At 38.2% G+C, this 15,057-nt stretch carries 15 protein-coding genes and 1 pseudogene; 3 read left to right on the forward strand and 13 right to left on the reverse strand.

Features of this window, described 5'->3' with window-relative positions; genetic code table 11:
• The 13 genes and pseudogenes from EZ444_RS19750 to kynU all read right to left on the reverse strand — a co-directional run.
• Nucleotides 1–189 (reverse strand): annotated as a pseudogene (locus tag EZ444_RS19750) (IS5/IS1182 family transposase); the annotation flags it as partial.
• A 151-nt stretch (nt 190–340) separates the two neighbouring features.
• Nucleotides 341–1,627 (reverse strand): citrate synthase, encoded by a 1,287-nt coding sequence (locus EZ444_RS19755; RefSeq protein ID WP_131610878.1) that lies wholly within the window; start codon nt 1,625–1,627, stop codon nt 341–343.
• 123 nt (nt 1,628–1,750) lie between these two features.
• A complete protein-coding gene (locus EZ444_RS19760) occupies nt 1,751–2,284 on the reverse strand; it encodes a DUF3347 domain-containing protein (protein ID WP_131610879.1) in 534 nt (177 codons plus the stop codon).
• A 96-nt stretch (nt 2,285–2,380) separates the two neighbouring features.
• Complete coding sequence (locus EZ444_RS19765; RefSeq protein ID WP_131610880.1) at nt 2,381–2,890, reverse strand: hypothetical protein; 510 nt, start codon at nt 2,888–2,890, stop codon at nt 2,381–2,383.
• 153 nt (nt 2,891–3,043) lie between these two features.
• Complete coding sequence (locus EZ444_RS19770) at nt 3,044–3,574, reverse strand: outer membrane beta-barrel protein (RefSeq protein ID WP_131610881.1); 531 nt, start codon at nt 3,572–3,574, stop codon at nt 3,044–3,046.
• Nucleotides 3,575–3,767: 193 nt separating this feature from the next.
• Nucleotides 3,768–4,703: a tRNA (adenosine(37)-N6)-dimethylallyltransferase MiaA gene (miaA, locus tag EZ444_RS19775; RefSeq protein WP_131610882.1), complete on the reverse strand. Its 936-nt coding sequence runs from the start codon at nt 4,701–4,703 to the stop codon at nt 3,768–3,770.
• An 18-nt stretch (nt 4,704–4,721) separates the two neighbouring features.
• Nucleotides 4,722–5,525, reverse strand: coding sequence for a hypothetical protein (locus tag EZ444_RS19780; protein WP_131610883.1), 804 nt, complete (start codon nt 5,523–5,525; stop codon nt 4,722–4,724).
• Nucleotides 5,516–5,893 (reverse strand): DUF1801 domain-containing protein, encoded by a 378-nt coding sequence (locus tag EZ444_RS19785; RefSeq protein WP_131610884.1) that lies wholly within the window; start codon nt 5,891–5,893, stop codon nt 5,516–5,518. Before EZ444_RS19785 ends, EZ444_RS19780 begins: the two co-directional genes overlap by 10 nt.
• A 61-nt stretch (nt 5,894–5,954) precedes the next feature.
• Nucleotides 5,955–7,052, reverse strand: coding sequence for an MBL fold metallo-hydrolase (locus EZ444_RS19790; RefSeq protein WP_131610885.1), 1,098 nt, complete (start codon nt 7,050–7,052; stop codon nt 5,955–5,957).
• A 6-nt stretch (nt 7,053–7,058) separates the two neighbouring features.
• Nucleotides 7,059–8,918, reverse strand: coding sequence for a DNA topoisomerase III (topB, locus tag EZ444_RS19795; protein ID WP_131610886.1), 1,860 nt, complete (start codon nt 8,916–8,918; stop codon nt 7,059–7,061).
• Between the two features lie 2 nt (nt 8,919–8,920).
• Complete coding sequence (locus EZ444_RS19800) at nt 8,921–9,820, reverse strand: histone deacetylase family protein (RefSeq protein WP_131610887.1); 900 nt, start codon at nt 9,818–9,820, stop codon at nt 8,921–8,923.
• A gap of 1 nt (nt 9,821) precedes the next feature.
• Complete coding sequence (locus EZ444_RS19805) at nt 9,822–10,682, reverse strand: bestrophin family protein (protein ID WP_131610888.1); 861 nt, start codon at nt 10,680–10,682, stop codon at nt 9,822–9,824.
• A gap of 44 nt (nt 10,683–10,726) precedes the next feature.
• Nucleotides 10,727–12,016, reverse strand: coding sequence for a kynureninase (gene kynU / locus EZ444_RS19810; RefSeq protein ID WP_131610889.1), 1,290 nt, complete (start codon nt 12,014–12,016; stop codon nt 10,727–10,729).
• A gap of 489 nt (nt 12,017–12,505) precedes the next feature.
• On the opposite strand from kynU, the gene EZ444_RS19815 reads away from it, so the two are divergent.
• From EZ444_RS19815 to EZ444_RS19830, 3 genes are all read left to right on the forward strand, one after another.
• Complete coding sequence (locus EZ444_RS19815; RefSeq protein ID WP_131610890.1) at nt 12,506–12,727, forward strand: hypothetical protein; 222 nt, start codon at nt 12,506–12,508, stop codon at nt 12,725–12,727.
• 87 nt (nt 12,728–12,814) lie between these two features.
• Nucleotides 12,815–13,090: a hypothetical protein gene (locus EZ444_RS19820; RefSeq protein WP_131610891.1), complete on the forward strand. Its 276-nt coding sequence runs from the start codon at nt 12,815–12,817 to the stop codon at nt 13,088–13,090.
• 320 nt (nt 13,091–13,410) lie between these two features.
• A complete protein-coding gene (locus tag EZ444_RS19830) occupies nt 13,411–14,985 on the forward strand; it encodes a Na+/H+ antiporter (protein ID WP_131610892.1) in 1,575 nt (524 codons plus the stop codon).
• The last annotated feature ends 72 nt before the right edge of the window (nt 14,986–15,057 follow it).

Here is a 15,057-nt window from a genome sequence, read left to right on the forward strand (position 1 = left end):
CTTAAACATACGGATCGGACTCTCCGCAGTACGTCCATTGGTGTGGCAGTACTTCTCGAGCAGTTCATCATAAATGAAACTGAAGTCTATTAGATCGTTGATCTTTCGAAGTAAATTGTCTTTGGGAATGATCAAATCATACAATCCTGAGTAGGCACTGAATTGAATCTTTTGTTGATGAGCTAACATTGGGCACCTTTTAAAACCTACTTTTAAGGTACAAAAAAAGAGCAGATAACCATAGTTCTTCTGCTCTTTTTGGACTCCAAATATTTAAAAGGACTTTTTCAGTGCCCTCGTATCATGATACAGCCCCCTTTTTTTTATGATTAAGCTAATCTTATCTGTCTTTTATCGGTACAAATTTTCTATCGGTATGACCTACATAAATTTGACGTGGACGACCAATTGGTTCTTTGTTTTCGTGCATTTCTTTCCATTGTGCAATCCATCCTGGTAAACGACCTAAAGCAAACAATACAGTAAACATATCAGTTGGGAAACCTAATGCTCTGTAAATGATGCCTGAGTAAAAATCTACGTTTGGATAAAGTTTACGTTGAACAAAATATGGATCATTCAATGCTGCTTCTTCAAGTTTCTTAGCGATTTCTAAAACTGGGTCATTGATTCCTAGTTTCTCTAAAATATCATCACAAGCCTTTTTAATGATCTTAGCTCTTGGATCAAAGTTCTTGTAAACCCTGTGACCAAAGCCCATCATACGGAAAGGATCGTTTTTATCTTTAGCTTTATTAATCCATTTTTCAGTGTCACCACCGTCTTCTTTAATCAATTCAAGCATTTCAATTACAGCTTGGTTTGCACCACCATGTAACGGCCCCCATAAGGCATCAATTCCAGCAGATACAGAAGCGTATAAATTACAGTCTGAAGAACCAACCATTCTTACTGTAGAAGCAGAGCAATTCTGTTCGTGATCAGCATGTAAGATCAGCAAAGTATTCATTGCACTAACTACTACTGGATCAATTTCAATCTCTTCAGTACGCTGACCAAAGATCATGTTCAGGAAGTTACTTACGTAATCGAATTTGTTTTTAGGGTAAATAAGTGGATGACCTAAAGATTTTTTATAAATGAAAGAAACGATAGTTGGAAACTTTGCCAATAATTTGATCATTGTCAGATCCATTGTTTCAGGAGATGAATTTGCATTCAATGACTCTGGGTAGAATGTCGACAAAGAACAAACCAATGAAGACAATTGAGCCATTGGATGCGATTTTGAAGGATAACCATCCAAAAACTTTTTCATATCCTCATGGATCAGCGTATGTCTGCTAATCTGTGACTGAAAGTTCCCTAACTGATCCTGTGTAGGCAAATCGCCATAGATCAATAAGTAAGCTACTTCCAGGAATGTAGATTTTTCTGCCAGTTCTTCAATCGGATATCCTCGGTATTTTAAAATACCTAGTTCACCATCTAAAAAGGTTATTGCACTCTTTGTAGAGCCCGTATTCTTGTATCCAAAATCTAAAGTGATGTGACCTGTTAAATCTCTTAGCTTAGAAATATCAATAGCCTTTTCCCCTTCGGTACCTGTGATAACGGGGAACTCGTACACTTTTCCATCAATCTTAATTTCTGCAATATCTGACATATATATTCTTAAATTTATAAAAACAAACTTAACTAATCCATTCCGATTAGCTTTCAGCTTACTATAACAAAGCTGTTAAATTATTATTAAATGTGGGTCAAAACCAAGTAAGAATCTTAAAAATTACTTAGCTGATTTGATTTCTTCCAAAACTCGACCACATTCCATCATTTCATCCCCATAATATGGATTCTGTATTTTCTGCTCTCCAGAAAGCCAATCGCCACCATCTCCATTATTAGCCATAGGGCAATGCTGAACAAAAATGGAACCTTTCACGACATCTGCGTGTTTAAACAACGCAATTACATCTTGACTTAATGAAGTAAATTCTTTCCGTTGGGTTTTAATATCTTTTGCAGTGGCAATTTTATCAGCAATTAACGAAGTACTTTCACATCCTTTGTAATTGGCAAGATCTGTTTTAAGTACTGATGCTGTTTTTTGTGCATCTTCAAATTTTGTGCTAACTAACGCATCCTTCAAAGCGATATAACCATTGTAAATGGCCTGAACTTTAGTGTCTTTTAATTCCACGCCTGCTGTGCCTATCTCGACGGCTTTTGACGTGGTGTCTGAATTCCCTGCTACTTTTTGATCTGTATTTGTGCAAGAAACTACCCCTGTAATCAGCATTACTGCCAGATATTTTCTCATGTTTCGTTTTTTTGGTTAAAATAGCATTTTAATTTTAAATAAATAAAAAAGCTCCTGAAAAAATCAGGAGCTTTTAACAATTTACTATAAAACTACTTATAATTTAAATCCATAAGCAATACGTAATGCAACCTGACCTAAAGAAGCGCCTTTAAATTCGGCACCTTCATAGCGTAAACCTAAGTCTAATCCGTTGTCGAATCCATAACCAATTCCTGGAGCCCACAAAAAGGCTGTACCAGCTCCCGACTCCGTACCAAAGCCTGCCCCAAGCTCTCCTGAAAAATAGGCGCTCTCCGCGAAGAAAACTTTAGCACCCGCTTTAACAGGAACCATTCCAAAACTACCACCTCCGTAACTGTCTTTTAATGAAAAATTAGTATAACCTGCGGATAACATTCCAGAAATATTTGAACTGAAATCTTTTTGCAAACGTAAATCACCTCCTATTGCAAGACTATAGCCTTTTGATGTTGGCACACCAACATTAAGCCCCACGCCTAAGCGCGTTGCTTTAGAATCACCCGATTGGGCATTTACATTAGTCGTGAAAAACAAAGCTACAACAGCTGCTGCTGAAACTAAAAATTTAGTAGTTCTATTCATTTTATTGTTTCCTTATTATTTAATTAATATTACAGGTTAATCCTGTTTCATTTACAATCTCTCAAATGGCATGCCATATATGTTAACATTATACCTAAAGTAAGAAAGCCACTGAAAATCAGCGGCTTTCTTACTAATAAATTAAATTATATATTATAATTTAAAGCTATAAGCTAAACGTAAAGCGAATTGACCGTTTTGTGGTCTATAAGTAGAAGAAGATTCTTTTTGAGTGTAACCTTCATATCTTACACCAAGATCAAAACCATTTGCACATGCATAACCTAGACCACCTGAGTAGAGGAAAGCAGTTTTAGAACCTTCTTTGATTCCAAATCCAGCACCTGCTTCAGTTGATAAATATAAACCACCAATTTGAGGGAATACTTTCACACCAGCTTTTACCGGGATAAAGTTGTAATCAGCACCTTGATTGTCATCTGCTTTTAATGTAGTATAACCACCTGTTGCAGTAATTGCTAATTCTCTAGTTAAGTCAAATTGGAAACCTAAATCAGCACCTAAACCATATTTAAACGGAGATTCTTTAGTCGTAACACCACCGCTAATACCTAAACCAAAACGAACACCTTTAGCCTTTTCTCTTGTTTGTGCTTGAGATGCTGTTGCTGTTAACATAAATAAACCTGCTGCGATTGCCAAAACTTTTGTAACTTTTTTCATTCTTTTTTTAATTTCAATTATATAATATATACGTCTACATAAATAAGAGTTTCAATTCGATAAATTACTTAGTCCTCGAGTTAAAAATTATTTATTACCGACTCCTTTTACAAAAGACATGCCATTATTATAATGTCGCTTTTATAACTCACAAAATTGAAACCATTAAACGGAATAAATTTTCTCTTAATAATTAATCATTGCGATTGAAATGTTTATCATACAATGATAAAGACTGAGCGGTTAGCTCATCCGTATTATCCGAATCTATCCAGTTTATTTCTACGCCATCCTTTTCCATTTTCCTGAAAAAAGTCATCTGCCGTTTTGCAAACTGACATATCGCAATACCTAGTTTTTCCTTCAACATCTGATAATCAATCTCAGCAGACAGATAGGAAACAACAAACTTATATTCAAGACCATAGAACGTAAGCATCTCCTTAGGAACTCCGCTATTGATTAATCCCTCAACTTCTTCAATTAAGCCCTGACTAAGCCTTAAATCTAATCTATTAAGAATCCTTTTTCTACGCAAATTAACATCAGAAGCTAAGCCAATAATACAAGAATTAAAATCTGGTCTTTCTATTTTTTCAAGCGTATTCTCTGTTAAATAAGAAGAAACTTCAATTGCTCTGATTAATCTTTTTTTGGAGGACAAATCAGCATGAGCAGTAAATTCATGAGAATATTTTGACAAAGAATTCCGGAGCTCAGCGATATCGAGTTCCTCTAAGCTTCCCCTTAACGTAGCGTTTTGCGGAATAGCCGTGTACTCATGGTTCTGTAAAATGCTATGAATATACATACCAGTTCCACCGCACAATATAGGAAGTGCATTTTTGTCAGTTATCGTTTTAAAAGCATCATAAAAATCTTCCTTAAACTCATTTACGTTATAGCTCTCCCCTGCTTTTTTAATATCAATCAAATGATAAGGAATTTTTATACCATTAATGACATATTCATCAAGATCTTTCCCAGTCCCAATATCCATTCCTTCAAATACTTGCCTACTATCGGCACTAATAATTTCACCGTTCAAAGCATTAGACATATTGACAGCTAGCTTAGTTTTACCAGACGCAGTCGGCCCCAGTATTACAAGAAGCGGCTTCTTATCCATTATCATCATTTAAAAAAATCATGCCAAGTATAATATATACTTAAGATTTCCTGTATTAAAGATGGATAGATATTCACTTAAAACCTCCGGCGCAGCAACCGGCAATCGATGAGAAAAATACCTTTGAAGGTCAGTTTTATGCAACCATATTTGTGCTGGTGGTGTTACATTAACCAATTTAAACCCTGATTGCGCATAAGCATTGCCCAGCGACCAGTCACGATCAGCGTAACTCATGACATCATTAGGCGCTACCATTTTAATAAAATGCTTCAATAGTTTCGTAAATCCGCCTGTAACCGTATACCCTATAAGCGTTGCAAAGCGAATCAACTCTACTGACTTATAATCTGGAGCAATCCTTTTCATCAATCTAATATTACTAAAACAAGCAACTGCTACTATTTGCCCATCCATCTGTAAAGCGAATTTATATTTAGCTCTGGCGGATTCCTGAATATGATTGCGATTCAAAAAATCATCTGCTTCCTTTTGGTTGATCACTATAATCTCGCCTTTGCGTCCATGTAATCGCTTATTTAAGCCCAGAACAGACTTAATTCTTCCCAATAGCTGTTCCTGTCTGGCTAACCAAACATCTTCCCACAATTGCAATAAAGTTATGTTTTTAAGCTGATAGGCAGACTGCAGTTCGATCAATTCTACCGGGCTATAATTGTTATCAAGAGCTATTAAATTAAGGACTACCTTGTCATTACACAGCAGCAGATCATATTTCTCATGTTCAACAGGCCTTACGTCAATACCAACATCCTGAAGTGTGGTAAGCACCACATTTTTCCAACCAAACCTTATACCCAACCCTTTTCCTTATATAATCTATATCCCTCTGCCAATGCATCCTCAATATGAGCTAAAAGCGGTTCGTCCAATTTTTTGATATGAAAACAAGATTTACCTTTTAACAGCTTCAAAAGTGCAGGATCAAATATCTGTTTCATCTCTGGCTCTGCATATACCGGCATATAATAAAGCCCAACATGCCCCTTATGTATCATAACTGCTGCAAAATATACTTCATTCCTTTTTTTACCATCAATAGTCACTTCTATATCACTCCACAAATCATAAGTAGTCTCACTATTGATCCTGTTATTAAAGCCTAAAGTAGCATAAGGTTGCAATACTGCTCTGATGGTCTGAAATATTTCTATAAAATCTGTTTTCATAACACTAAGATCAATCTACTAAAACAACACCTTGAAAGCCATATTGTTTAACCTCTACCCTCTATTTATCCAGCCACCATTCTTTTGACGGGTAATTTTCATCTAAAATAACGGCTTCACCCAATATAGGGGTTGTTATTTTAAAATTTTCTTCTTTAGCCTTCTTTACTGCCCTTATCACTGGCTCATTCCAATTATGCATAGCCAGAGTAAATTTACCCCAGTGCACTGGAAGTAACACTTCTGCTTTTAAGTCTTTAGCAGCCTGAACAGTTTGCTCAGGAAACATGTGAATCAATGGCCAGTAAGCATTGTACTGTCCACATTCCAATATAGCCAAATCAAAAGGCCCATGCTGTTCCCCAGTTTGTTTAAAATGTGTATCGTATCCTGAATCGCCACCCAAATACAGCTTATGCTTTGCACCCTGTAATATAAATGCCGACCATAAAGTTTGATTTCGCTTAAATAGCCTTCCGGTAAAATGACGTGCAGGTGCAGCAGTAAATTTTAAACCACTAGCAAGGGATTCCTCGCCCCAAGCCAGCTCCATTATTTTGTCAGCAGGTATTCCCCAATGTTCCAGATGCGCTCCTACTCCTAAGGAAGTAATAAAAACCTCAGTTTTATCTTTCAATTTTAAAACGCTTTGATAATCCAGGTGGTCATAATGATCATGGGTAATCAAAACGATATCCAAAGCAGGAAAATCCTCAACCTTAATAAAATCTGTTCCTTTATAATTTTTTGAACCAATAAAGGATATCGGTGAAGTACGTTCACTGAATACAGGATCTACCAAGATCTTAATCCCATCCATCTGCAAATAATACGAAGAATGACCAAACCAAATCAATTTAGTTTTAGTTGTTTCCGAAAAATCAGGCGTAAGATGAGGAAGTGCATCTTTAGGTGTGCGCTGTTCATTTCCTCTTACCATCGCTACAATCATGTCCCAATAACTTACATCATCAGGTTTCATTGGGGTGGGCGACAAATTATCTAGCGTTCCGTCTGCTTTAAAATTAGGCAGTTTCTTCAATCGTTCCAAACGAGCACCCTCCGGAGCTTTACCAAATACTGGTAAATTAAACACCCATATGACAACTATAGCTAGAACAATTACAACAACAAAAATGGAATACATATACTTTTTCATTTACTATTAATCAACCTTTGTGGGTTCTTGTGGGGGTGGTGCTAGCTTTGCTGCCAATGTATTTCCAGCAAGCAAAAGTTCGTTGGTAATGGTCTTAGTATAATCTGCAATTTCCGCTTTAAAATCTACCACTGAAGCTCCCGTACGTATTTCTTCTAAACGCTTTTCCCATTGTCCAGTCAGTTCAGCCTGTGCTATTTTCTGGTCTTTCACCACATCATATACCGCCAATCCTTTCGCTGTAGGCACCAGGTTACGCTTTTCCCTCGAAATATACTCCCTGTTAATCAAAGTTTCAATAATGGAGGCTCTGGTTGCAGGTGTACCCAAACCACTATCCTTCATTGCATACCTTAACTCTTCATCCTCAATATCCTTACCCGAAGTCTCCAGCGCCTTTAACAACGAAGCTTCGTTGTACATCGCTTTCGGCTTAGTTTGCTTTTCTAACAAGGCCTTATTGGTAATCGGTAATTCCTCTCCCTTTTTCACTTTAGGTAAAGCGGGGTTATCTTCATCTTTCTTCTCATCATCTGTTTCATTGAAAACAGAACGCCATCCCGCAGAGCGAATTACAGTACCATTTGCTACAAACAAAGAACCCGATTCGACAGACATTTTAGTGATTTCTTTCACACATTCCTGGTGAAAAGCCTCAAGCATCCGTCCAACTACCATATCATAAACAGCCTGTTTATCACCACTTAATTGATACGGTGATTCACCTGTAGGTAAAATAGCATGGTGATCCGTCACCTTCTTCGCATTTACGCTTCGCTTATTCAATGGAATAGTCAACAAGAACTCTGCTTGCTTACCAAAATCCTTATGTACTTTCAGTTTATCAATCAGATTAGGAACACCTGCATACACATCATCACCAATATACCTACTACCTGTACGTGGATAAGTAACCAGCTTACTTTCATACAAGCCTTGTAGTAAATTCAAGGTCTGATCAGCCGTAAAGCCTTTACGCTTATTTGCTTCTTGCTGCAGACTACTTAAATCGTGCAACAATGGAGGGGGTTCTTTTCGGGGTTTAGCTTCAACACTTAAAATCTTACCGCCATTACTAAAGCCAGATGCAACATCCTCAATTTTAGCCAGCAGCTCCTCTGCATCCTCCTTTTTATCGAAATTATTTACAGACATGGCTCTAAACAGCTGTCCATCCTTATCTAACTGAATAGCCAGCTGGTAATACAACTGTGGTACAAAGTTCTTAATTTCAAGATAGCGGGAGCAAATCATAGCCAATGTTGGTGTCTGAACCCTTCCTAGCGACAAAACTGATCTATTTCCCGCCGAGATACTCAATGCTTGTGTAGCATTCATACCAACCAACCAGTCCGACTCAGAACGGCAATGTGCAGAATTAAACAAAGTATCGTAATCAGTACCCGGTTTTAAGTTCCTAAACCCTTCTTTAATAGCCTCATCAGTTTGCGAAGAAATCCAAAGTCTTCGAAAGGGCTTTTTACATTTCAAAAAATAATAGATGTAGCGAAAAATCAGTTCACCTTCCCGCCCGGCATCCGTCGCCACTATAATCTCTTCAGCTTCATCAAATAACTTTTTAATGATATCAAGTTGTTTTCGTACACCAGGATCTTCAACCATACCATCCTTAGTTTTTATTTTCCGGATAGCCAGTTTAAATTTCTTGGGTAACATCGGTAAATGCTGTCTTCGCCAGCCAATAAACCCGTAATCCTGAGGGGGCGCCAATTGCAGCAAATGCCCAAATGCCCAGGTAAAAGAATAACCTTTTCCTTCAATATACCCATCCTTTTTAGTTGTAGCACCGAAAACCTTAGCCAACTCACGCCCCACGGAAGGTTTCTCTGCAATAACAATCTTCATAATTATTCAAAAATATCTAAACCAATCTTAAATGTATTACAATGTGCATCAACAATATCCTTTATGTTTGGCGAATAACCACCACCCATACTTACCTGAACAGGCAATTGGTTGTCTTTGCAAAATTGCAACACCATCCTATCTCTTTCTTTACAGCCCGCTTTACTCAAAGCCAACTTTCCTAGCTTATCGCTTTCCAACACGTCAACTCCCGACAAATAGAATACAAAATCAGGGTTATGCGCCAAAAGCATAGGAAGTGCCTTACTTAATTTTTCTAAAAACACCTCGTCGCTAATGCCATCTTCCAAAGCAATATCCAGGTCAGAAACTTCTTTTCTAAATGGAAAGTTCTTATCCCCATGCATTGAAAACGTAAATACCCGATCTTCATTATAAAAGATCTCAGCAGTTCCATTACCTTGATGAACATCTAAATCTATAATCAATATCCGCCTAGCCAAACCATTATTCAACAAGTAATTAGCAGCAATAGCTTGATCATTCAACAGACAAAAGCCTTCACCCCAGTTACTCCCTGCATGATGTGTACCACCAGCCACATTAAATGCTATACCATACTGCATTGCATACAAAGCTCCATCAATCGTCCCCCGAGCTATCCTGACCTCTCGTTCAACCAATTGGCTATTTAAAGGAAAGCCAATCCTTCTTTGCTCCTTTGCAGGTAGCGTCAAGTCTTTTAACTGATCCCAATATCCCTTTTGGTGTGATAACAAAACCACATCTTCGGCTAAAGGCTCCGGTGCAAACAGGTTACTTTCGGTAATTATGCCCTCATGCAATAACTGTTCAGGAATCAACTCATACTTAACCATTGGAAAACGATGTCCTTCGGGTAAAGGATGCGCATACGATGGATGCCACGCGATCTTAACCATCTTATTTCAAGATCTCCCCAACATGCTTTTCTATATTGTTGCAAATTTCGTTAACAGGCAAGTCATTAGCGTCTTCGCCAAAAGGATTCTCTATCTCTTCAGCAATCAACTCTAAACTGGCTAGCACATACAATATGAAAGGAACAATAGGAATCACAAAATACCCAAGACTAAACACCCAGCCAAAAGGGAGTGTAATCACATAAATGAAGATGAATTTCTTTATAAAAGCACTGTACGAATATGGAATCGGCGTGTTTTTAATACGCTCACAGCCGCCACATATCTCAGTAAACTGCTGAACATCCGCATTCAATATGATAAGTTGCTCGTTGGTAATTTCGCCACTAACTTGTAGTTCAAAAACTCTGGATGATATGCTTGCAGCCACCTGATTTGGAATATGTTTACCCCCATCAACTTCGATTAAAAGGCTATTTTTACCAAAATACTGTTTTTCCCTTAAATGCTCTTGCAATGCAAACGCGTACTTTGGAATGGCGTAATCAAAAAACTCTACATGATTTTGTTTTAGCTTTAATGATTTTATTTTAATCGCAAAATTGCGGCTTACATTCGTTAGTCCACCTAAAAGCCTGCGACCTTCCCACCATCTATCGTACGATGTATTGGTTCTAAACACCAACAGCATAGATATCACAAAACCCAGGAGGTTATGCATCATCCCAATATTTTTAACATATATCGTCTCCGCCAACTTTAAATAGTTAAGCTCCAAAAAGGCAATAACACCGGAAAATACTGCCACACTGAGCATCAAAGGCCATAATGCGCGGATGGTATCTGCTTTATGTACATGAAATATAAAAGTTATCCAATCTTTTGGATTATAATTTATCATATTACTGTTCCTTTTCTAATACTAAAATACGCTTTAGGCTTTAACTATTTCAGTAACTTTTTACTTATATCCAGCAGCAAAGTTCCTGTTGTAAAAACATCTTCATAAGAATTATACAAAGGAACAGGGCTTAACCTGATCACATTAGGTTCCCGCCAATCACCAAGTACATTATTCACTATCAACTGTTCAAAAACCTCATTTCCTTTTTGCTTTGCGATGATAGAAACCTGAGCACCACGATCTGCTTGAGTTAATGGCGTAATGATCTTATACTGCTCCTCTCCTAACGCCTTATTCACTTCATTTATAATGATAAATAAATAGCTAGTTAAAGTTTTACTTTTATTTCTTAAAGGCGCAATAAAGCCTGCTTTTTTAAAACTCTGAAGCGAAGCGTAGTACAATGCCATCGGCATTACCTGCGTGCAACTTACCTGCCACCCATCCGCACCAGCTTCGGGCACAAAACCCTTTTCCATTTTAAAACGTTGCTGCTCCTGATATCCCCACCAACCTGCAAAGCGGTTCAGTGTGGTATCGGAAAAATGCTTTTCATGTACAAAGATTCCACTTATACCACCTGGTCCTGAGTTTTGATACTTATAGGAACACCAGCATGCGAAATCAATACCCCAATCGTGCAATTGTAAAGGAACATTCCCTGCTGCATGCGCCAAATCAAAACCTACAACTGCTCCCGCAGCATGTCCAGCTTTTGTTATAGCCTCCATATCGAACCATTGCCCAGTAAAGTAGTTTACACCACCAAACAATACCAATGCAATTTCATCGCCACTTTCGGTAATTGCAGCTGTTATGTCTTCTATCCTCAAGGTATACTCACCTTCCCTCGGGGCTACCTCGATAATTGCAGTAGCTGGATCGAAACCATGAAAACGAACTTGGCTTTCTATTGCATATTGATCCGAAGGAAAAGCTCCAGCTTCCATAATGATCTTAAATCTACTTGCAGTTGGTCTGTAAAAGCTAACCATCAATAAATGAAGATTGACAGTTAATGTATTCATCGGACAAACTTCAGCCGCGCTAGCCCCAACAATAGGTGCCATCAGTTTTTTAAGCTCCTTATGATAAAACATCCAGGGAGTCTCACCTTCAAACCAACCTTCTACGGCAAAATTCTGCCAATTGTTTAACTGTTCATCTAAAACCTCACGTGCAGCTTTAGGTTGAAGTCCTAAAGAATTACCACATAGGTAAATAAATGGTTTTCCATTTTGTTGAGGGAATAAAAAATCTTGTCTTAAATCGCGAATTGGATCAGCCTGATCTAGCGCCTGAGCGAATGCCAAATTGTTTTCAAAATTCATTTGTTTCAAATATCCACAAAAAACAGGGATAAATAAATCAGTCCAATCATTTTGTTATCCACAAAATCGAACATCACACCTCTATAACCAGCATCTCTGACTATAGATGAGTAGCAAAGTTCTTGAATTATTTCATGAGATATTGCGCTAGTTTACATTTAGGTGATTTACACAAAAACATCAAAATAAATCAAAATAGTCAACAATTGTTAACTAAAACAGACTTTCTATTACATAACTAGAATGTTACAGCTAAAGAATTTCACACTAAAAATTTCTTTTCAGTTAATCACAACCAAGCAGTCAGCAACCCCTATTTACCCGGACATTACCCGGACATTACTTGGGTGGATTCGAGTAGTGTCCGCTTAACAGCCGCGTAACATCCCTTAATACAGCGTGAATTAAATTACCTCAAAGTACAATTAGCTAAAAGCATGCAAATTGTCAATCAGCATCTTAGTGCATACATTAGAAAAAAACGAAGCTATGGCAAGAATTAATAATGGTATTTTGGGTGGCATGCATGGTAATGCAGATCCAGTAAAGGCCTATATAAAATATGGGGTAGCCCTTCTTAGCGGAAAGAAAAGAAAGCGTATAGCAATTAGCCCTTGCATTAGACATCCTAGCCTTTATGCCAGATATATTCACGTTTATGGTAATTACCCTGTAGGCTATATAGCTATTCCGTCAAAATTGGTTAATTGAAAAATTTAAAACACTAATGATCAGGGGTTGTTTATATAGAGTTGGCGAAACATACTAAAAGCGTTTCAGGCAAGTAATTATAAATAAATGCTAAACATCAATCAAAAATTAAACGAATTGGCCAGCAGCTGGTACAGTTTGTCAGAGCTAAGCAAGAGTGTCCTCAGCGAACTGGAAGCTGAACAAGTAAGAGAAAAACAAGAAAAGGCTCGCCAGCAGTTAATCCCAATGCTTCAGCAAATGCAAGCCTCAAAAGATACTCCTTATGAAACTTATCTCGAGGGAGATACTTTCGTAGATATCTATTTAGATGAAACCGGAGAAATCAAAGACAGCGGCCATTATAGCCGTCCAGCCCTTTAAACTTTCCAGGAAGAGGGAATCACTCCACTCTTCCATGCCTCTTTTTGCTCAGATCTTTGACCCTGATGTTTTTAAACTGCACTTCAGAACCATGACCATGGAAACTAATATGACCAGTTTCACGCATTAATCCAGGATGTTTCTTCCATCGGCAACACCGTTCTTTCTGGCTTCTGTAAGATCAGCATCCAGAATCACAGTACCATTTAAAATCACTCTAATTTTAGGGCCCATTACAATTACTGCCAGGGAGGGAAAACCGTAGCAATCTTGTAGTTCTAAAAAAATCGAAGTAAATTGTACGATATAAACGCTGATTGATGCTAGAAAGCTTCCCTTTTTACCTGAGTTTGATTGTAGCAATTGTATTGCTAATCATGCTGGCCAACAAAATAAAAGTAGCCTACCCTGTACTGCTAGTCATAGCTGGGTTAATTATCAGCTTTATTCCATGGATACCGACAATGCATATTGACCCCGAAATTATCTTCTTTATCTTTTTACCCCCATTACTGTATGAAGCAGCATGGGGAGTTTCCTGGAAAGAGATGTGGCGCTGGCGTCGCATCATTGCCAGTTTTGCCTTTGTCGTGGTATTTCTTACGGCCATGTCGGTCGCATTTGTGGCCAATCATTTTATCCCAGGCTTTTCATTGGTATTGGGTTTTCTATTGGGCGGTATCGTTTCGCCACCAGACGCCGTAAGCTCTGGCGCAATATTAAGATTTGTAAAAGTACCCAAAAGATTATCGTCGATATTAGAAGGCGAAAGCTTATTGAATGATGCTTCTTCGCTGATTATTTTCCGTTTTGCCTTGATAGCAGTGGCAACAGGTCAGTTTGTTTGGTCTGAAGCCGCGCTAAGCTTTAGCTGGATGCTGATTGGTGGTATAGGTATCGGCTTGGTGGTTGGTTGGATTTTCATGAAAGCCCATAAATACTTGCCTACGGATGCCAATATGGATATTGTGTTGACTATAGTAACGCCATACATCATGTACCTCGCTGCAGAAGAAGTGCACAGTTCCGGTGTATTGGCAGTAGTAAGTGGTGGGTTATTGTTATCAAATAAAAGGCATCACTTTCTGAGCAGCAGCTCTCGATTACGTGGTGTGAATGTCTGGCAAAGCCTTTGTTTTGTATTAAATGGCTTGGTATTTATGCTGATCGGTTTAGCCCTCCCTGAAATCACGGCGGGACTAGAAGGTGTAAACCTATCATCGGCAATCGGTTACGGAGTATTAATTACAGTTGTACTGATCGTAGGACGAATCATATCGGCTTATGGAGCTGTAGTAATCACCCTTATTGCGCGTAACTTCATTACTGTAGCAGATGCCAGAAGTCCTGGCTACAAAGTTCCACTCATCATCGGATGGACTGGCATGCGCGGCGTGGTATCCCTTGCTGCCGCATTATCCATCCCCCTACATCTGCCAGACGGCACTGCATTTCCACAGCGAAACCTTATTCTTTTTATCACCTTCATTGTTATCCTATTGACCTTATTGGTTCAAGGACTAAGCTTACCTTATTTGATCAAAAAAATACCACTTCCTAACCTTGATGAGACTTTATCTGATGAGGAAGTTTATCATACCATCAGGAAACAATTGGCTGCACACGCTTTAACCCATTTAAAGACTAATTACAGTGTGCAATTAAGCAATCAACCAGTATTGCAACAAATGGCCCGTAAATGGGAACAGAATGCAGGGATCACAGATGATGAACTTATGGCTGAAGAATGCAAACTGGTCTACCTTGACATATTAAATCAACAAAGGGAATGGTTGATTCAAAAGAACAATAATGAGCAAACACTCGATGAAGAAATCATTAGAAAACATTTGAGATACCTGGATATGGAGGAGGAAAAACTAAGTTTTCTATAACTTACACGTTAAACCAAAGACAGGCCATTATAGCCGCCCAACCCTTTAAACTTTACAGTGATCAAGCAATCC

The sequence above is a fragment of the Pedobacter hiemivivus genome (assembly GCF_004331685.1).
In the GTDB taxonomy this organism is placed as follows: domain Bacteria; phylum Bacteroidota; class Bacteroidia; order Sphingobacteriales; family Sphingobacteriaceae; genus Pedobacter; species Pedobacter hiemivivus.